17 protein-coding genes are annotated in these 16,819 nt (G+C 63.3%); 5 read left to right on the forward strand and 12 right to left on the reverse strand.

Annotated features, from left to right (window positions below):
- Window positions 1-184: 184 nt before the first annotated feature.
- From prfB to ACSQ12_RS13915, 8 genes are all read right to left on the reverse strand, one after another.
- Window positions 185-1,300 (reverse strand): peptide chain release factor 2, encoded by a 1,116-nt coding sequence (gene prfB, locus ACSQ12_RS13880; RefSeq protein ID WP_011692507.1) that lies wholly within the window; start codon window positions 1,298-1,300, stop codon window positions 185-187.
- Window positions 1,301-1,343: 43 nt separating this feature from the next.
- Window positions 1,344-1,757, reverse strand: coding sequence for a pilus assembly protein TadG-related protein (locus ACSQ12_RS13885; RefSeq protein WP_436067003.1), 414 nt, complete (start codon window positions 1,755-1,757; stop codon window positions 1,344-1,346).
- A 35-nt stretch (window positions 1,758-1,792) separates the two neighbouring features.
- The gene (locus ACSQ12_RS13890; RefSeq protein ID WP_436065763.1) at window positions 1,793-2,281 is read right to left on the reverse strand and encodes a hypothetical protein; all 489 of its coding nucleotides are present in this window, start codon (window positions 2,279-2,281) and stop codon (window positions 1,793-1,795) included.
- Window positions 2,262-2,630 carry a TadE family protein gene (locus ACSQ12_RS13895; RefSeq protein ID WP_436065764.1) on the reverse strand — a complete coding sequence of 123 codons (369 nt, stop codon included), beginning with the start codon at window positions 2,628-2,630 and terminating at the stop codon, window positions 2,262-2,264. The genes ACSQ12_RS13890 and ACSQ12_RS13895 overlap by 20 nt, the downstream gene beginning before the upstream one ends.
- A 108-nt stretch (window positions 2,631-2,738) precedes the next feature.
- Window positions 2,739-2,990, reverse strand: coding sequence for a hypothetical protein (locus tag ACSQ12_RS13900; protein WP_209743583.1), 252 nt, complete (start codon window positions 2,988-2,990; stop codon window positions 2,739-2,741).
- A gap of 61 nt (window positions 2,991-3,051) precedes the next feature.
- Entirely contained in the window at window positions 3,052-3,993 is a 942-nt protein-coding gene (locus ACSQ12_RS13905) for a type II secretion system F family protein (protein WP_436065765.1), read from the reverse strand.
- Window positions 3,990-4,844 (reverse strand): type II secretion system F family protein, encoded by an 855-nt coding sequence (locus tag ACSQ12_RS13910; RefSeq protein ID WP_436065766.1) that lies wholly within the window; start codon window positions 4,842-4,844, stop codon window positions 3,990-3,992. Before ACSQ12_RS13910 ends, ACSQ12_RS13905 begins: the two co-directional genes overlap by 4 nt.
- Window positions 4,844-6,067, reverse strand: coding sequence for a CpaF family protein (locus ACSQ12_RS13915; protein ID WP_436065767.1), 1,224 nt, complete (start codon window positions 6,065-6,067; stop codon window positions 4,844-4,846). Before ACSQ12_RS13915 ends, ACSQ12_RS13910 begins: the two co-directional genes overlap by 1 nt.
- A 297-nt stretch (window positions 6,068-6,364) precedes the next feature.
- Here ACSQ12_RS13915 and ACSQ12_RS13920 point away from each other — a divergent pair, with 297 nt between their 5' ends.
- Together ACSQ12_RS13920 and ACSQ12_RS13925 are read left to right on the forward strand one after the other, a co-directional pair.
- A complete protein-coding gene (locus ACSQ12_RS13920; protein ID WP_436065768.1) occupies window positions 6,365-8,839 on the forward strand; it encodes a GH25 family lysozyme in 2,475 nt (824 codons plus the stop codon).
- 195 nt (window positions 8,840-9,034) lie between these two features.
- The gene (locus ACSQ12_RS13925) at window positions 9,035-10,297 is read left to right on the forward strand and encodes a lipopolysaccharide biosynthesis protein (RefSeq protein WP_436065769.1); all 1,263 of its coding nucleotides are present in this window, start codon (window positions 9,035-9,037) and stop codon (window positions 10,295-10,297) included.
- Window positions 10,298-10,306: 9 nt separating this feature from the next.
- Here ACSQ12_RS13925 and ACSQ12_RS13930 read toward each other — a convergent pair whose 3' ends face one another.
- Genes ACSQ12_RS13930 through ACSQ12_RS13945 form a run of 4 tightly spaced genes read right to left on the reverse strand, consistent with a single transcriptional unit; the run spans window position 10,307 to window position 14,559 of the window.
- On the reverse strand, window positions 10,307-11,299 hold the full coding sequence (locus ACSQ12_RS13930) for a glycosyltransferase (RefSeq protein WP_436065770.1): 993 nt from the start codon (window positions 11,297-11,299) through the stop codon (window positions 10,307-10,309).
- 11 nt (window positions 11,300-11,310) lie between these two features.
- Window positions 11,311-12,735, reverse strand: coding sequence for a sugar nucleotide-binding protein (locus ACSQ12_RS13935; protein WP_436065771.1), 1,425 nt, complete (start codon window positions 12,733-12,735; stop codon window positions 11,311-11,313).
- 3 nt (window positions 12,736-12,738) lie between these two features.
- Window positions 12,739-13,737: a dTDP-glucose 4,6-dehydratase gene (gene rfbB / locus ACSQ12_RS13940; RefSeq protein WP_011692520.1), complete on the reverse strand. Its 999-nt coding sequence runs from the start codon at window positions 13,735-13,737 to the stop codon at window positions 12,739-12,741.
- A gap of 51 nt (window positions 13,738-13,788) precedes the next feature.
- Complete coding sequence (locus tag ACSQ12_RS13945; RefSeq protein WP_436065772.1) at window positions 13,789-14,559, reverse strand: glycosyltransferase; 771 nt, start codon at window positions 14,557-14,559, stop codon at window positions 13,789-13,791.
- A 149-nt stretch (window positions 14,560-14,708) separates the two neighbouring features.
- Between ACSQ12_RS13945 and ACSQ12_RS13950 the strand changes: the two genes are divergently transcribed.
- From ACSQ12_RS13950 to ACSQ12_RS13960, 3 genes are read left to right on the forward strand one after another with little or no spacing between them, the layout of a single operon-like run.
- The gene (locus ACSQ12_RS13950) at window positions 14,709-15,458 is read left to right on the forward strand and encodes a glycosyltransferase family 2 protein (RefSeq protein WP_436065773.1); all 750 of its coding nucleotides are present in this window, start codon (window positions 14,709-14,711) and stop codon (window positions 15,456-15,458) included.
- 4 nt (window positions 15,459-15,462) lie between these two features.
- The gene (locus ACSQ12_RS13955; protein WP_436065774.1) at window positions 15,463-15,906 is read left to right on the forward strand and encodes a DUF2304 domain-containing protein; all 444 of its coding nucleotides are present in this window, start codon (window positions 15,463-15,465) and stop codon (window positions 15,904-15,906) included.
- A 2-nt stretch (window positions 15,907-15,908) separates the two neighbouring features.
- Window positions 15,909-16,796 (forward strand): glycosyltransferase, encoded by an 888-nt coding sequence (locus ACSQ12_RS13960; protein ID WP_436065775.1) that lies wholly within the window; start codon window positions 15,909-15,911, stop codon window positions 16,794-16,796.
- Window positions 16,797-16,819: the final 23 nt, after the last annotated feature.

Here is a 16,819-nt window from a genome sequence, read left to right on the forward strand (position 1 = left end):
CTAAGAACCCTGCAGGACATGGCTGATGGAGCCCCGTACTGCAGCCGGCGCACGGGCTTTCTTTTGGGGGAAGTAGAGCTCCGGCTCCTCGACTATACGCACGGACACCTGCAGAAAAGCTGGAGTCCCGGGGCGTGTCGCAGGATTTCGGCCAGCGAATGGACGTCCTGGCCGGGCGGCAGTCCTAGTTGGCTGCGTTCCGGTTGTCAGTGCGCCAGCGGATCCCGGCGTCAATGAAGTCGTCGATTTCACCATCAAACACGGCCGAGGTGTTACCGACTTCGTGCTCGGTCCGGAGGTCCTTGACCATCTGGTACGGGTTCAGCACGTAGGAACGCATCTGGTCGCCCCACGATGCCTTGACGTCACCGGCGAAGGCCTTCTTTTCCGCGTCTTCCTGCTCCTTCTTGAGAAGGAGGAGCCGGGACTGGAGGACGCGCAGGGCAGCGGCCCGGTTCTGGAGCTGGGATTTTTCGTTCTGCATCGACACCACTGTCCCGGTGGGAATGTGGGTCAGGCGCACCGCGGAGTCAGTAGTGTTAACGGATTGGCCGCCGGGGCCGGAGGACCGGAAGACATCCACGCGGATTTCGTTGTCCGGGATGTCGATGGAGTCCGTCTGCTCGATCAGCGGAATGACTTCCACGGCCGCGAACGACGTCTGGCGGCGCCCCTGGTTGTCGAAGGGGCTGATCCGGACCAGGCGGTGGGTACCGGCTTCCACGCTTAGCGTGCCGTAGGCGTAGGGAGCGTTGACCTCGAAGGTGGCGGACTTGAGTCCGGCTTCCTCGGCGTAGGAGGTGTCCATGATGGTGGTCGGGTAGCCGTGGCGTTCCGCCCAGCGCAGGTACATCCGGAGCAGCATCTCGGCGAAGTCCGCGGCATCCACGCCGCCGGCCCCGGCACGGATGGTCACCACTGCTTCACGTTCGTCAAACTCACCGGACAGAAGCGTCACCACTTCGAGGTCCTTCAGCGACTTACGGATGGACTCCAGTTCCGCTGCCGCCTCGCCCATGGAATCGGCGTCGTCCTCGTCCTGTCCGAGTTCCACCAGGACTTCGAGGTCGTCAATCCGGGAAACCAGCGTGTTGAGGCGTTCGAGTTCACTCTGCCGGTGGGAGAGCCGGGAGGTGATCTTCTGTGCGGCGGCCGGGTCGTCCCAGAGGTTGGGCTCTCCTGCCCGCTCGCTCAGTTCGGCGATGTCTTCCTTCAGCTCCTCAACATTCGAGACGTTTTCGATGGAGGAGTAGGTGGCGCGCAAAGCGCGGATTTCTGCGGAAAAATCTATTTGAGCCATGGTCGTTAAAGCCTACGCTATCCTTCCTAGCCGACCCGCACCGCTACCGGACGAGCCTGGAACGCGCAGTGGATGTCGCCTCGATCCTGATTCCGTCCGGGATAAGGAAGTTCACGATCGGAGGATGCACCTCGGCACTCAGGACAACGACGGCGGTGGAACCGTCCGGGCTTCCGGTATCGGGCGCGACGGCAAGTCCGTCGAACCTGCCGTAGGCGCCGTTCCGGCTCAGGTAGTCCGCGGCAACGCTGCGCACCCGCCCGCCGCTAAGCACCGCGGACGGGCTGCCGCCGTCCGTCTCGACCTGGCCCAGTGTGTAGCTGTCCGCCGCGGCTACGGACGCCCCGTCTGCCGCAGACAACAGCTTCTTGTGTTCCAGGTACAGGGAGGACGCCGCCATCACTGCGGTGGTGACCAGAAGCGCCAGGAGAACGTAGCCGATGATCAGGACCATCATCTGCCCGTCCTCTTCGGCGTGACGGTGGTTCCGCGTCACCGGAACCGCCCCACAACCTGGGTGGCCGAGGCGTCCAACCGGCTTGCGTTGAGCTGCAACGAATCGCTGAACGGCACAAAGGGCAGAGGAACTGTCAGGTGGACGGTAACTGTGACGGCCGATCCCGGGGCGAGGCAGTCCGAGGGCTGGCAGCTTGCCTCCATGCGCGCGTTGTCCGCCGGATGCCCATAGTCCGCGAGCGCGAGCATGACTGCCTGTTCCGCTGCCGCGCGGCCGCTGCCTGCATCGGGCTGTGCCACGTAAACCTTTGCGGCCTGGTCGGCTGCACCGACGACGGCGAAGGCACCTCCCTGGATCTGCCCCACCGTAATGATGAAGTACACGAGCGGGACCATCAGCAGAAGGGCGAGGAACGTGAATTCGACGACGGCACTCCCCCGCTCCCCGGGATTCGCATCCGTGCTCACTGCCGCACGGAATCGGCGAGTCAGGAAGGCGGAAGCCTTACGGCTGGATGGCAGCATGGCCTTTCACCTCCAGTGCCTCCCGGGGACCGATCAGGCCGATCACGGGCAAAGGGGCCCTGACTGTCACTTCGAGCGCCCGGATGCCCTGGTACGTAACTTCGGAGGTGCTCACGTCCCTGGCGAAGTCTGCGTTGAGCGCCATTCCGATTAGCTCGCCCGTGCGGGCCCTGGCATCTGCCGCATTCCGGTCGGCGAGTGTGCCGTACCTCGCGCCCGACGCAGCAGCGTCGATCAGGGTGTTGCGTACGTGCAGCACGAGCGCCAGCTGGATCACCGCCAGGAAAAACATCGTGAGGAGCCCGCCGACCAGGACGAAATCCACAACGGCGGAGCCGCGTTCCCTCACGGACTTGTCATCGCGCCCGATCGGCTTTTCCGCCGACGACCGGCAAGGCGCGGGCTCCCCTACCCGGCAAGGCGCATCGTCCGCCGCCCGGACCCCTGCGGTCATGCGCTAGTTTCCGACCTTGTCCATGGCCTGATTGAAGAGCCCCTCCAAGGCTGGTCCGGCCAAGGCCAGCAGCGCGGCCACGAGCACTGCCGACATCAGCGTGATCATCACCCAGCCCGGCACATCCCCTCTTTCCGGATGGTCCGTGTTCCGGTGCAACTTCCCGCCGCCACTGTCGGTGGACGCTGCCGTTGACCGGAGCAACAGGGCGATGGCGTGGATCAGGGCCAGGGCGCGGATTCCGAGGTGTTTCATCGAGCTTCCATTCTGTAGTTCGGCTGATCTTGTCCCGGCATTCCGGGTGGTCTGTACTCGGTCAGAGTCCGAGACTGATGGCGGCGAGTCCCGGGAACACTGCAAAGATGACGGTCAGCGGCAGGACACCAAAGACCAGCGGGACCATCATGGCGATCTCCTTCTTTCCGGCCGATTCCATCAGGTCGCGTTTGGCGGTGTCACGGACATCCTGTGCTTGGGCGCGAAGGACGTCCGCCAGAGGTGTTCCCCGTTCAACTGCCACGATGATTCCGTCGACGAAACGCACCAAAGGTCCCAGGTCGGTCCGTGCGGAGAATCTCTGCAGTGCTTCGACGAGCGGCTTTCCGGCCCGGGTTTCGCCAAGCACCAGCTCAAATTCCCTGGCGAGTTCGCCGTGTGAGCTGCGGCAGACGCGGTCCAGGGCTCCCGTGGCGCTTTCCCCGGCGCTGACGGCGAGTGCCATCAGCTCGGCGAGGCTCGGGAACTCCGCCATCATGAACTTTTCCCGCCTCTTGATCTGGACGCCCAGCCAGTAATCCCTGAAGAGGAACCCTCCGAGGGCACTGCCCAGAACGGCGACGACGGCGAGGAAAGGATTGAACTGTCCTGATGCGGCTCCGGCCAGGATCAAGCCGGTGGCGAGCACGAACCCCAGCACAGCCCAGAGCAGTTGCTCGGCCCTGAAGTCGACGACAGACTTGCGGACGCCGGCCTGAGCCAGCCTCCGGCTCAGCGCCGACGAGCCCGGGTTGAATCGCATCAGGACCGAGAGCCCGTCCTTCAGCATCGGGCGAAGTATGCGCTCCAGCGGCCCGAACGGGGTGAGGTTGTCGGTGGAGGCCAACAGGAGCTTGGATTCCAGGTTTTGCGACTTGAGTTGCGGTTCGATCCGTTCGGCAAAGCTCATTGGCCTCATGAACGGCAACCGCACAACAAGGAGCCAAAGGCCGGCTCCGAGCAGGAGTCCGCAGATAACGGCAACAGCGCCGGGCGACGTCATCTCAGGACCCGTTCGTCCTCAGGCAGTGCACCGATCCGCAACATGACGGAGTAGCAGATGGCGGAAACCACCAGTCCGCCGAGAAGCACAGCCGCCCCCGTCGCCGTGTTGTAGGCGGCGACCGCTTCGGGCCGGGTGGCCAGCAGCACCATGACGATCCAGGGTGCAGCTACTGCAAGCCGTGCTGCATTCACCGTCCAGGACTGCCGGGCCTCCAGCTCACTTCTGGTTCGCGCGCTTTCCCGCAGGAACTCGCCCAAGGTTCCCAGCAGGCGGCCGAGGTCGGAGCCGCCCACCTCCCGCGTGAGCCTGAGGGCTTCCACGATCCGGTCGGCGACAGGGTCTGCAAGCCGTTCCTTAAGCCTGTTGAGGGCTGGATCGAACTGACCGCCGGCGCGGTAGTCGGCCCCAAAATCCCGAAAGACGTGCCGCAGCTCCTCGGGTCCCTTCTCACCCAGCTGGATTAGCGCCTCGGGAAGGGACAGCCCTGCCCTGATCGCGGACCGAAGATGGTCAACAACATCGGGCCACAACTGACGCAGGGTGGCCGAGCGTTTGCGGGCCCGCCATCTGACGACGGCCATCGGTAACCATCCCCCAAACAGGCCGAAGCAGGCAGAGATGGGCCAGGACCTTGTCCCGGCGAAGAAAACGATACTGACGAATGCTGCCACGCCAAGACAGGTGGATACCAGGCCGAGCCCGGAGACGTTTTCAATTCCGGCTGCACGCAGCAGGTCCTGGAGCAGGCTGGACCGTGGACGCTGCCTGGCAGACCGGGGCTGTTCCCAGGCCGACCACCAGATGAGGAACAAGCCGGCACCCAGAGCCACCCCCAGCACCGGTGCCATCAGCGGACCTCCAGCAAGGCTGCAACGTCGAATCCCGCACTGGCAAACTTCTCGACGGCAGGCATGGAGCTTGCTTTGGGCTGCAGCTCGCCGTCGGTGATAGCAAAGACCATGGATGACTCGATGATGCCGTTTTCGACGCGCCGTCCGAGTGACAGAATTTCCGTCACTTGGCGGCGGCCGCTGGACTGCCGGCTGCAGTGGACCACCAAATCAATGCACGAGGCGACCGTCGGCACAACGAAGGCACTGGAGATGTTGTCGCCGGCCAGGAGCGGCAGGGTGCATAGCTTGGTGACGGCGTCATGTGCTGAATTGGCGTGAACAGTGCACATGCCGGGAAGTCCCGAATTAAGCGCGATCAGCATGTCCAGACTTTCCGCTTCACGGACCTCTCCCACGACCAGGCGGTCCGGCCGCATCCTGAGGGCTTCCTTGACGAGCCTTCGCAGCGGAATCTCGCCCTCACCCTCCAGGTTGGGCTGCCGGCACTGCAATCCGACAACATCGCGCAACGGAAACTGCAGTTCAAAGATCTCCTCGACCGTAATGACGCGCTCCCGGGCGCCGATGCTGGCAGCCAGGCAGTTCAGCATGGTGGTCTTCCCGGCCTGCGTCGCACCGGAGACCAGGATATTGAGTCCGCTAGCTACTGCAGCGCCCAGGAACCGGGCGGCCTGCGGAGTCAGGGTGCCAAGCTCCACAAGATGTTCGAGCCGGCTGGCCTTGACCACGAACTTGCGGATGTTGACCGCCCAGTGGCGCCGCGTCACATCAGGAATGACGACGTGCAGCCGCGATCCGTCCGGGAGGGCCGCGTCCACAAACGGCGAAGACATATCAAGCCGGCGGCCCGAGCTTTTCAGCATGCGTTCCACGAGGTCCCGCACTTGCTGGTCCGAGAGACTGAGCGAGGTGAGCTCGGATTCGCCGTTGCGTGCCACGTAAATTTCGTTGGGTGCGTTGAGCCAGATTTCTTCGATGGTGGGGTCATCCAACAGCGGCTGCAACGCACCGAAACCGGCGACGGCGTCGTAGACATGCCGGCGGGCGGACTCCAGCGGGCCGATCGGCGGAAGCGGCCCCATCAGTGCGCGTTCGTCATAGTCGCTGACGGCTGCCTCGACCAGGCGCCTGACCTCGCCGGCTTGCCGCAAAGGGTCCAGGCCGCGGCGCCGGATCAGCTCGCGAACCTCGTCCTCCACGATTCGAACAGCATCCATGAGTTCCCCCAATTCGACTGCCGCCCCCGGCTGAGGCAGTACAACTGCGTTAAAGCTAGAGGAGCATACACATGTCGGCCAAGTCACAGGAGCAAAGCTGTGGATAAGCGGAAAAAGCCCGCCAAATAGGATTCACATTAGTAACACCAGAATCACTAGTCGCTCCATGCACACTGGTGTTATGGTAAGCGCGTTAAGTCAGACATATCTCACAGTTCGGTTCGTCCTGCGGGATTCAGCTGTAGATGCGACCTAGTGGCCTGCTCCTGGGAGCATGCCACTATTCCGGAGCGAAAAATGAAGCGGAATTCAGAGCCCTCCCGACCCAACCAATGCAGCCGGCTGGGGTCGCTTTTCCTGGCTGTGGCCCTGCTGGCGGGTCCGGGGCTGGCGCTTCCGGCCAGCGCCGTTGAACCGGAACCGACGGCAACGTCGACTGCTCCCACCGAATCCGCATCCCCGGCACCGGAATCAGCGGCCCCTCAGGCATCGAGTCCTGCGCCGGCCCCGGTGACACAAGACCCGTCGCCAGCCCCGACGGCCGTTACCACTGATCCGGGCACAACGTCCGTCGCTGGCTCCGACGCCGCCCGCGAAGCGATGGCGCAGGCCGTCGGTCCCGGAGGGGCGGAAATGGGGCAGCGGTCGGCGAGAGTCACAAGCTCCGCCAAATTGTTGCAGGGCAGCAAATCCCTGACGACGCAGTCACTCGAAACCCAGGGCACCTGGTCCCCGACGTTCGGCGTCAAGGGACTGGACGTCAGCGCCTACCAGTCAACCGTCGACTGGCTGCAGCAATGGAACATGGGCGCCCGGTTCGCCTACGTCAAAGCATCTGAAGGCAACTACTACACCAACCCTTCCTACAGCTCCCAATACAACGGATCCCGGAACGTCGGAATGATCCGCGGCGCCTACCACTTCGCCATCCCGAACTGGTCCTCCGGGGCGGACCAGGCCCGCTACTTTGTGCAGAACGGTGGCGGCTGGACCCCTGACGGATACACCCTGCCTCCCGTCCTGGATTTCGAATTCAACCCCTACGAGGGCCGGACCATTAACGGGTTCTATTTCGGCAATACGTGCTACGGAATGTCACCCGCACAGCTGACCAGCTGGGTCCGTGACTTCGGCAACACCATGTTGGCCCTGACCGGGCGGCTGCCCATGATTTACACAAACACCTCCTGGTGGAAACAGTGCACCGCGGACGCAGCAGGGTTCGGCGATTACCCGCTGTGGGTCGCCGCTTACCCGAGCTCCGCCACAAACGATGCCGGACCGGTTCCGTCCAGCTGGGACACCTACAGCATGTGGCAGTACAGCAGCACAGGTCCGTATGCCGGGGATTCCAACGTTTGGAACGGCGACTACGCTTCCCTTTCGCTGTTTACCGGCACGCGGCCTCAAGGCTCATTCGACACCGCAACGATCGAGCGGACCGGCACCACCACCGCACTGAAGATTCGGGGGTGGGCCCTCGATCGGGCCTTGCCTGGCGCCACCACGGAGGTGCACGCGTACGTGACTGCACCAAACGGGACCAAGACGCTGTATGAGTTCCCGGCCACAACCTACCGGCCCGACGTGAACAAGGTCTTGGGGCTGGGCGACTATCACGGCTTCGACAACCAGATTCCGGTTAAGGTTTCCGGGAAATACACCATCTGTGTCTACGCCATCGGCAAGTTCATCAACCCCGGCATTGGCTGCAAGTCGCTCACGGTGGACGGTGCCGAACCGCCGATCGGCAGCCTGGACGAAGTTTCCGAACAGCGGTCTGCGGACAAGGAATCACTGAAACTACGTGGTTGGGCCGTCGACATGAGCCGTCCGTCCGTCACCGCAGAGGTCCACGCCTACCTCTACGGTCCCGACGGAAGCAGCACGCTCTACAAGATCCCGGCCAACACCTCGCGACCGGACGTGGACCGGATATATTCGGTCGGCTCGAACCACGGCTTCGAAACCAGCATCGACATCAAGAAAGCCGGAAACTACAAGCTCTGCGCGTACGCGGTCGGCCTCTACCTCCATTCGGAACTTGGCTGCCGGTCCGTCAACGTTGCTCCAGGCACGACACCCGTTGGCACCTTGGATTCGGTGAATGTCAAGAAAACCAGCACTCAGGCATGGCTGACTGTCCGCGGCTGGGCGATCGACTACGGAAACACATCCGCTCAGATACCCGTTCACGCATACGTCTTGGCGCCCAACGGCACCACCACACTGCACGAGTTCACGGCGTCAAAGGCCCGCACCGACGTCAACAGGGTTCTCGGCGTCCCCGGCGATCACGGGTATGAAGCCGACCTCCCTATTAGCGGTCCCGGCAAATACCGGGTCTGCACCTACGCCATAGCCCTCAGCCCGGTTTCCCCCGGCAACCCCCTCCTCGGCTGCAGCTATATCGATGCCGGCTTCAGTGCCAGCCCGATCGGCTACTTGGACTCCGTGGGGATTGAAACGGCCAATGGCATTGTCTCGGTGGTTGCTTCAGGCTGGACAGTGGACCGCGACGTCCCCACTGAATCCCTGAGCGTCCACACCTATGTCACAGCGCCGGACGGAAGCACCACCAACTTCGCGGTGACGGCCAACCAGCCGCGGCCGGACGTCAACCAGCTGCTCGGGATCAGCGGCAACCACGGGTACACGGCAAAGAAGGCAATTAGCCAGCGCGGCAATTACCGGATCTGCACTTATGCCATCGCGGCTTCACCATTCACAACCGGCAACTCACTGCTGGGCTGCAAGAACCTGTCCTACTGAGACTGGGCGTCCACCGTGGCCGGCTGACTGCGGGCCGCGGCGGTCCGGTGGGTCCACCGACCTGTTTGAGTGACACCGGGGACCGTTGGCGTGACACGGTTCCTGGGCGCCACAGCACCCGGGGTAGGATTCAGTTTGGCCTAACGCCGACTCGCATGGGCGACATGCTTGGACCCATAGGATCGGAGATCTCGCGTGGCTTCGAAAGCTGCACCCGCTTTGTTCCGCCGTTTTGGCGGTTTCGCAACATCGCTTGTGTTCTCTACCGTCATCAATCTTCTTGCCATCCCTTTCGTTATTTCCACGTTGGGCAAGGAGACCTGGGGAGAGCTGGCGTTGGCGCAGGCCACTGCGGCAATTTTCGGGATCGCCGTCGCCTTCGGTTGGGGAACGGTCGGAGCGGCCCTCGTGGCATCACTCCCTGAGCGGGAGCGCCCGCAAATGTTCCTCGACTCCCTGGTCAGCAGGGTCTACCTTTTCCTGTTCGCCGCGCCCGTGATGTACTTCGTGGTGCTGCTGATGGGCAAAATCGATCCACCTGTGGCGGCCCTGGCGTCAGTCGCTTATGTCTTGCCGTTCGTCGGTGCCTCGTGGTTCTTTATCGGCCAGGCGAAACCGTGGAAGCTGTTTCTCTGTGACGTGCTTCCCCAGGGGCTGGGCATCGTAGCGGGCGTTGTGCTGATCCAGTTCTTCCCGCAGCCTGTCGTATTTGTGCTTGCCCTGCTGGCCTTTAATCTGCTGGCAGTCATCATTGGCGCAGCCGGCGCGCTCTCGCGCGCAGGGCATCCCGTAAAAGCGGATCTTCGCATCGTCCCCGCAATGAAACGCCTCCGCGACCAGAAATACGGCGTGATCGCAGCGGGCACGGGAAGCCTCAACAGCAACCTGCCGCTCCTTGCGGTGGGCCAAGTGGTTGCTGCCGCACTTCCCCAATACGCCATGGCGGACAGGCTTTTTCGCTTTGCTGTCGCCGGTTTCGGGCCAGTCCTTCAGGTCATTCAGGGGTGGATTCCGGAGGCCGGACCGGCCAAGAGCTCCCACCGGATCCGCACCGTGGCCAGGATTGCCCCGCTAGTCGGCCTGCTGGCCGGAATCCTCCTGGCACTGCTCACTCCGTGGGCGAGCCCGCTGTTCTCCAGCGGAGTCATCACCATCGACTACAGCCTCAGCATCCCCTTTGGACTGATTCTCGCCGGCGTCATTGTGGCCCAGGTTGTGGGCCTGGCCTGCCTCATTCCTTTGGGCAAGGGAGCCGCGCTGGCGAAGTCGACAGCCATCGGCGCTGCCTTCAATGTCCCGATGATGTTCGTCCTCGGCATCCTCTACGGCGCACCGGGCGTAGCCTGGGCGGTCGGCCTCGCCGAGCTGGTTGTTGCCGGCTACCAGATAATGGTGGTCCGCGACAGCCTCAAGCACCTCGTCCAGCCGCCCGTCCCCAGCGCGGAACAACCGCACTAAGCCGGCAAACTACTTCCGGCGGCCCTTGGCGAACAACTCAACCGGAACCCCGGCCACAAACTCGACGAAGCACGGTAACGCAACGTCTCCGCGGCGCAGGCCCGAAACGAGTGCACGCGAGGTACGCACCCAGCCGTGGCCTGTTTCGAAGACAGCCACACCGCCCTCCAAGCCGGGAGCACCCGGGGCAACCCGTTCCCGCAGGGCGTCAGCCATGACCCGGCGCCACCCGAAGCTCAGGTCGTTGGCGGTCCGGAGCAAGGCGAGCGGGCTGCTGCTTCCCTGAAATTTCCGGGACAGGGCGGACACATGCTCAAAGGACTTGACGATGCTCTTCCTGCCACCGACCTCACCGAGGACGTTACCGCCGTGCTGGACATAGTCCTGGACAACGTCGTCAACCACGAGCGCACCGCCGGTGGCTTTGGCGCAAACGGCCAGCCAGTGGTCGTGTACCTGAGAGATCGTGTTCAAACGGGGAAAGGGCAGCGCCAGGTCCAGAAGGTCCCGCCGGAAAACGCACAGGCTTCCGGTCACCTGGTTCTGGGCAAGGAGGGCATCCAGATCAACGTTCTTGCGCTGCGTTGATTCAGTCACCACGTCATTGCCGGGAAGCCGGACAACGCGTGCCTGCCCGGCGACAAGACTCACGTCATTAAGGTGCGGCAACAGCACCTCAAGCTTAGACGGATACCAGGAGTCGTCCTGGTCCGACAATGCGACCCATGCCGCTTCGGCCGGAACGTGCTGAAGGACACGTTCAAAGTTGCCGTAGAACCCCAGCCTCTCTTCGAACCCAAGTACCCGAAACCGCTCGTCGCCGCCGAGTTCGCGGTCCACGAAGTCGCGAATTTCGGCGAAACCCCCGTCGGCCGTAATGAGGCACTGGAACTGTGAGTGCGTCTGGTTCTGGATGGACCGAAGCTGGGTCCTGAACAGCTCCCAGTCCGGCTGGTACGCCGCAAGGGCGACCACGCCGAATGTCGTCGAATCGAAGCGCATGGGCCGCACCGCTATTCCGCGGCGGCCCGCCGGCCGAGGTACGTTTCCAGAACGTCCCGGGCAGCCCGCGGTTTGAAGCCCGAGTTCTTGACCTTGGCCAAGTCCAGCACGCTGTTCAGCGGCCGGGGCGCGGCAGCTTTGCCCTTGAAGTATTCCTCAGTGCTCACGCCGGTGACGGCGGTCCTCGGCTGTCCCGAAAGCTCGTAGACATCAGCGGCAATGTCGGCCCACGACTGCGGTTCGCCGTCGTTGCTCAGGTTGTAGGTGCCGTAATCCGCGCCGGACTCCAGGAGGTGCTGGATGCCTGCCGCGATGTCTTCGGTGAAGCTGAGCCGGCCGATCTGGTCGTTGACCACGGACGGTTCGATGCCACGGCCGGCGAGGGATGCCATGGTCCGCACGAAGTTGTTGCCCTCACCGATAACCCAGCTGGTCCGCACGATGTAGTGGCGGGGAACCACGCTGACGACGGCGTCGCCGGCAGCCTTGGTCTGCCCGTACACGCCCAGCGGGGTGAAGGGTTCAGTTTCGTCGTGGCTCTCTCGGGCACCGTCAAAGACGTAGTCGGAGGAGACGTGAACCAGGGTGAGGTCATGTTCGACGGCGGTGCGGGCCAGCCGTGCGACGGCGGCAACGTTGACGGCCCAGGCGGCTGCCCGGCCTTCCGCGGTCTCCGCGGTGTCGACCGCGGTGTATGCGGCGGCGTTGATGATCGTCGAGTAATTCTTCCAGTTGCGCTCCGCGAAGGACGCTTCGCTGCCCAGATCGAAGCCGGCCCGGCCGGCGAACTCAACGGTCGCGTCGCCGTCGTACAGTTCCCGCAGGGCTTTGCCCAACTGACCGTCGGCACCTACTACGAGGATCTTCTTGGCCGGCATCGGCACGACGTCCGCGAGGCGGGGGTGCGCCTTGTCCTTATCGGACAGTTCCGCTTCCTCCAGCGGCACCGGCCAGCTGATCGCCGCCGTCTCGTCGGCGAGGTTCAGGAAGGTGTACTGGCCCTGGGCATCCGCTGACCAGTGGTCGTTGACCAGATAGGTGTAGGCCGTGTTGTCTTCCAGGGTCTGGAAGGCGTTGCCCACGCCGCGCGGAATGAAGATCGCCTGGCTGGGATCCAGTTCAGCGGTGAAAACGGCACCGAACGACGGGCCCTCGCGCAGGTCCACCCAGGCGCCGAAGATCCGCCCGGTGGCCACCGAGATGAACTTGTCCCACGGTTCGGCGTGGATACCGCGGGTGGTGCCTGCCTTCTCGTTGAAAGAGATGTTGTTCTGCACGGGACGGAAGTCCGGCAACCCGAGGGCCACCATTTTTTCCCGCTGCCAGTTTTCCTTGAACCAGCCACGATTGTCGCCGTGGACCGGCAAGTCGTAAAGGACGACGCCGGGGATCGGGGTTTCGTGCGCGGTCAGCTTTTTCGAGAACTCGATCGACATCGTCTACTGGCCCTGTTCCTTGTATTTGGCTTCGGTCTGGGCCTTTTGCGGGCGCCACCAGTTTTCGTTCTCGCGGTACCAGGCGATGGTGTCCTCGATGCCGGCGTCGAAGTTGGAGAACTTCGGTTCCCAGCCGAGCTCGTTGCGGAGCTTGGTGGAGTCAATGGCGTAGCGCAGGTCGTGGCCGGGACGGTCCACGACGTGGTCGTAGGCGTCCGGGGACTGGCCCATGTGCTTGAGGATGAGCTCCACGACGTCCTTGTTGTTCTTCTCCCCGTCGGCGCCGATCAGGTAGGTCTCGCCGATTTTTCCCTTGGCGATGATGGCCAGCACGGCCGAGGAGTGGTCGTTGGCGTGGATCCAGTCGCGGACGTTCTCGCCCTTGCCGTAAAGCTTGGGCCGGATCCCGTCGATCACGTTGGTGATCTGGCGCGGGATGAACTTCTCCACGTGCTGGTACGGGCCGTAGTTGTTCGAGCAGTTGCTGATGGTCGCCTGCAGCCCGAAGGAACGCACCCAGGCGCGGACCAGCAGGTCGGAGCCGGCCTTCGTGGAGGAGTAGGGGCTCGAGGGGTTGTACGGCGTCTCTTCCGTGAACCGTTCCGGGTCATCGAGTTCCAGGTCCCCGTAGACCTCGTCCGTGGAGATGTGGTGGAAGCGCTTGTTGTGCTTCCGGGCAGCCTCGATCAGCGTGTAGGTGCCGATGATGTTTGTGTCCAGGAACGGGCGCGGGTCATGCAGCGAGTTGTCGTTGTGCGACTCGGCGGCGTAGTGGACCACGACGTCGGCATCGGCCACGAGCGTGTCGACGAGTGCAGCGTCGCAGATGTCGCCCTGCACGAAGCGGAAGCGCTCCTCCGGGAGCCCGCTCAGGGATTCCAGGTTGCCTGCGTACGTCAGCTTGTCCAGGACAGTGACGTGATCATCAGTGTTCTCAAGAACGTAGTGAACAAAATTGGAACCGATGAAGCCGGCACCGCCGGTGACAAGGAGTTTTTGCATTCAGCCAGCTTACCGGCTGAGGCATCCCGTTTCTCATCAGCAGCGCTTGTGTCAGGACTGCCGACGAACGCGGCCCCATGCCAGCCCGATGCAGCGGAGCAGCATGATGCGCGCACGAAGGATCACTGACAGTGAGCGCCAGCTCCTGGGCGTGGCGTTGTCGTCGTGGATCCTGCGCAGCAACGTTGCCCCCTCCAGGTGCCGCATGGAGCCTGCCAGGTTTCCGCAGATGGCAAGCCAAAGATCGTGGGACTCGTGCAAGAAGCGGGGAACGGGGGTGAAGACGGGCAGCATGTCGCGCCGGAAAGCCATGCCACAGCCGTAATAGGCCCGGTATCCCACGAGGATTCCGAGGATGTTTGCGGCGTGTCGCCGGCTGTCCTTGCCGCGGAGCCGCGGGATGTTGGGACGGGGCCCGCCTCCGAGCACATCGAAGTTAGAGGCTACGACCCGTGATGCCTGCAGGGCATCAATCATCAGCTCCAGCCTGCCCGGCACCCAGACGTCATCCTGGTCGGCGAGCAGGATGTACTGCCCCTTCGAGGCCAGGACCGCCTGTTCGAATGACCGGACGTACCCCTGGTTCACGGCCGCTTCAATGAGGCGGATCCGTCCGTCTTGGAACCTCTTGATCTGCTCGACGGTGTCGTCAGGTGAAGCGTCGTCCACGATGACCAGCTCATCGTCCGGTCCGAGCTGGCTGAGGACGGACTCGAGTTGCTCCTTGATGAAGCGCCCGCCGCGGTAGCTGGCAAGGCAGACGCTTGCCCTCGTTTCCCCGTTGCCTGTGCTGCCCGGGACGTCCGTAGGATCTGTTCTCAATCTGGTCCTTCCGCCTGCGCGAGATAGTTCCGGGGCTCGCCGGCTGACGTCCGGAGGGCCCGTCTCATCTTAGGCTGTACTGCTTGGGCCTCTCCCCCGCGGCGCCGCGCCGCCGACCCGAATCATGGAATTGATATAGTTTGGACACCATGGAATCCACCCCCAATCCGCGCGTTCTGGTCATCATGCCTGCCTGGAATGAATCGGAAGCCGTCGGTAATACCGTGCGGGAAGTGCTCAACACAGACTCCCGGTACGACGTCCTTGTCGTCAACGACGGGTCCACCGATGACACTGCAGCCGTTGCCGCCGAGGCTGGAGCCACGGTGCTCAACCTTCCTTTTAACCTCGGTGTGGGCGGCGCCATGCGGGCCGGCTTCAAGTACGCGCGCCGCTGCGGTTACCGTCAGGTGATCCAAGTGGATTCCGACGGGCAGCACGACCCTCGAAGCATCGACGAAGTCCTTGCAGGGCTTGCCCATGCCGACATCTCCATCGGCGCGCGCTTCGCGGACCGCGGGGACTATAAAGTCACGGGCCCGCGGAAGTGGGCCATGCAACTGCTGGCCAAGGTGATTTCGGGGCTTGCCAAAACGCGCCTCACGGACGTGACCAGCGGGTTCCGTGCGGCCAACGTGCGGGCCGTGGACCAATACCTTGACCACTACCCGGCCGAATACCTCGGTGACACCATCGATTCACTGGTGGTGGCCATCCGCTCCGGGTGCACTGTTACGCAGGTGCCCGTGGAAATGCGTGCCCGCCAAGGCGGAAAGCCCAGCCACAATCCGGCCAAGGCCGCCATATACCTCGGAAGATCGGTGTTTGCCCTGTTGTTCGCCTTGACCAGGAAGCGGTCCCACCTGGCCGTTCCGGCTCCGCAAGCTGCGGGAGCCTAACACTATGGGAAACATTGCCGCGTTCCTGCTTGCCCTGGCTATTGTTGGCCTGGTTATCGAAATGCTCCGCCGGAAGAAACTCCGGGAAAAGTACGCTGTCCTCTGGCTGATTGTTGGCGTTGCCACGCTTATATTGGCGGCCTTCCCCCGGCTGCTGAACGTCGTGGCGGAGTTCGTCGGAGTCCAGCTTCCTTCCAACCTGCTCTTCGCCATGAGCATCCTTATGCTGCTTGGCGTCTGCCTCCATCTCTCGTGGGAAATCTCCGTGGTCGAAGATGAGACGCGGACCCTCGCGGAGGAAGTGGCGATTCTGCGGGTTCAGGTGGAGGCCCTCAGCACCCCGGGCGGCACCGATTCACCGTTACCGCCCGACTCGCTGGCAACAATGCCAGACACCGCCGGCCCGCACGCAGCGACGCCGGAAACACAACCCAAAGGTTCGGATTAAGTATGCCGCTGGACATTTTCATTCCCTACTGGGGCGATCCCGGGTACATGAAGGAAACGGTCAACAGTGTCCTGTCCCAGGACAGCGATGACTGGCTCCTCACCGTGGTGGACGATGCCTACCCGGGCCACGAAATCAGGGACTTCATGGCCGGAATCAGTGATCCCCGCGTCAAGTACATCCGCAAGGAACAGAACGCCGGGATCACCGAAAATTACCGGACCTGTGTGGCCATGGCCACGGAGGAAGTCCTGGTGATCCTCGGCTGCGATGACGTCCTGCTGCCGAATTACGTCTCCACTATCCTTGAAGCCCACAAGCGGTATCCCGATGCTGCCTTGATCCAGCCCGGCGTCCAGGTCATCGACGAGGCCGGCCAGGTGGTGGTCACCCTCGTGGACACCGTGAAGCAGAAGCTGATCAAGCCCCGCGGCGGGGGGCGCCAGCTGCTCTCCGGCGAGGCCATTGCGTCCAACCTGATGCACGGTGACTGGCTCTACTGGCCGTCGCTGGCCTTTCGGACGGACAAGATACGCCAGGTGGACTTCCGGGACGGTTTCCCCATCATCCAGGATCTCGCCCTGATCATGGACATGATCTACAACGGTGACCAGCTCCTGATCGAGCCCACCGTCTGCTTCCAGTACCGCCGGCACTCCAACAGCGCCTCGTCCACCAAACTGGTGGACGGATCGCGGTTCGCCGGCGAGCGGGAGTACTTCGCCGTTGCCGCCTCGCAGGCAGAGGAACTGGGATGGAGCCGGGCCGCCCGGTCCGCACGGCTACGGTTCACGTCCCGTGCCCACGCGGCGTCCCTGCTGCCCAAAGCAGTGCTCAGCAAGAATTCCCCTGCCGTCAAGGCCCTGGTCCGCCACACCTTCGGCAAGTAAACGCCGTTCGCTACGAAAGGTCC

Origin of the sequence: Arthrobacter sp. LjRoot14 (genome assembly GCF_964253905.1) — a bacterium.
Taxonomy (GTDB): domain Bacteria; phylum Actinomycetota; class Actinomycetes; order Actinomycetales; family Micrococcaceae; genus Arthrobacter.

Excerpts from the sequence above, each read along its gene's own strand:
- ACSQ12_RS13950 (WP_436065773.1), top strand. The coding sequence starts at position 14,709 with ATGGAATCCACCCCCAATCCGCGCGTTCTGGTCATCATGCCTGCCTGG.
- rfbB (WP_011692520.1), bottom strand. The coding sequence starts at position 13,737 with ATGCAAAAACTCCTTGTCACCGGCGGTGCCGGCTTCATCGGTTCCAAT.
- ACSQ12_RS13910 (WP_436065766.1), bottom strand. The coding sequence starts at position 4,844 with ATGGCACCGGTGCTGGGGGTGGCTCTGGGTGCCGGCTTGTTCCTCATC.
- ACSQ12_RS13955 (WP_436065774.1), top strand. The coding sequence starts at position 15,463 with ATGGGAAACATTGCCGCGTTCCTGCTTGCCCTGGCTATTGTTGGCCTG.
- ACSQ12_RS13960 (WP_436065775.1), top strand. The coding sequence starts at position 15,909 with ATGCCGCTGGACATTTTCATTCCCTACTGGGGCGATCCCGGGTACATG.
- ACSQ12_RS13885 (WP_436067003.1), bottom strand. The coding sequence starts at position 1,757 with ATGATGGTCCTGATCATCGGCTACGTTCTCCTGGCGCTTCTGGTCACC.
- ACSQ12_RS13930 (WP_436065770.1), bottom strand. The coding sequence starts at position 11,299 with ATGCGCTTCGATTCGACGACATTCGGCGTGGTCGCCCTTGCGGCGTAC.
- ACSQ12_RS13905 (WP_436065765.1), bottom strand. The coding sequence starts at position 3,993 with ATGACGTCGCCCGGCGCTGTTGCCGTTATCTGCGGACTCCTGCTCGGA.
- prfB (WP_011692507.1), bottom strand. The coding sequence starts at position 1,300 with ATGGCTCAAATAGATTTTTCCGCAGAAATCCGCGCTTTGCGCGCCACC.
- ACSQ12_RS13935 (WP_436065771.1), bottom strand. The coding sequence starts at position 12,735 with ATGTCGATCGAGTTCTCGAAAAAGCTGACCGCGCACGAAACCCCGATC.
- ACSQ12_RS13890 (WP_436065763.1), bottom strand. The coding sequence starts at position 2,281 with ATGCTGCCATCCAGCCGTAAGGCTTCCGCCTTCCTGACTCGCCGATTC.
- ACSQ12_RS13900 (WP_209743583.1), bottom strand. The coding sequence starts at position 2,990 with ATGAAACACCTCGGAATCCGCGCCCTGGCCCTGATCCACGCCATCGCC.
- ACSQ12_RS13920 (WP_436065768.1), top strand. The coding sequence starts at position 6,365 with ATGAAGCGGAATTCAGAGCCCTCCCGACCCAACCAATGCAGCCGGCTG.
- ACSQ12_RS13915 (WP_436065767.1), bottom strand. The coding sequence starts at position 6,067 with ATGGATGCTGTTCGAATCGTGGAGGACGAGGTTCGCGAGCTGATCCGG.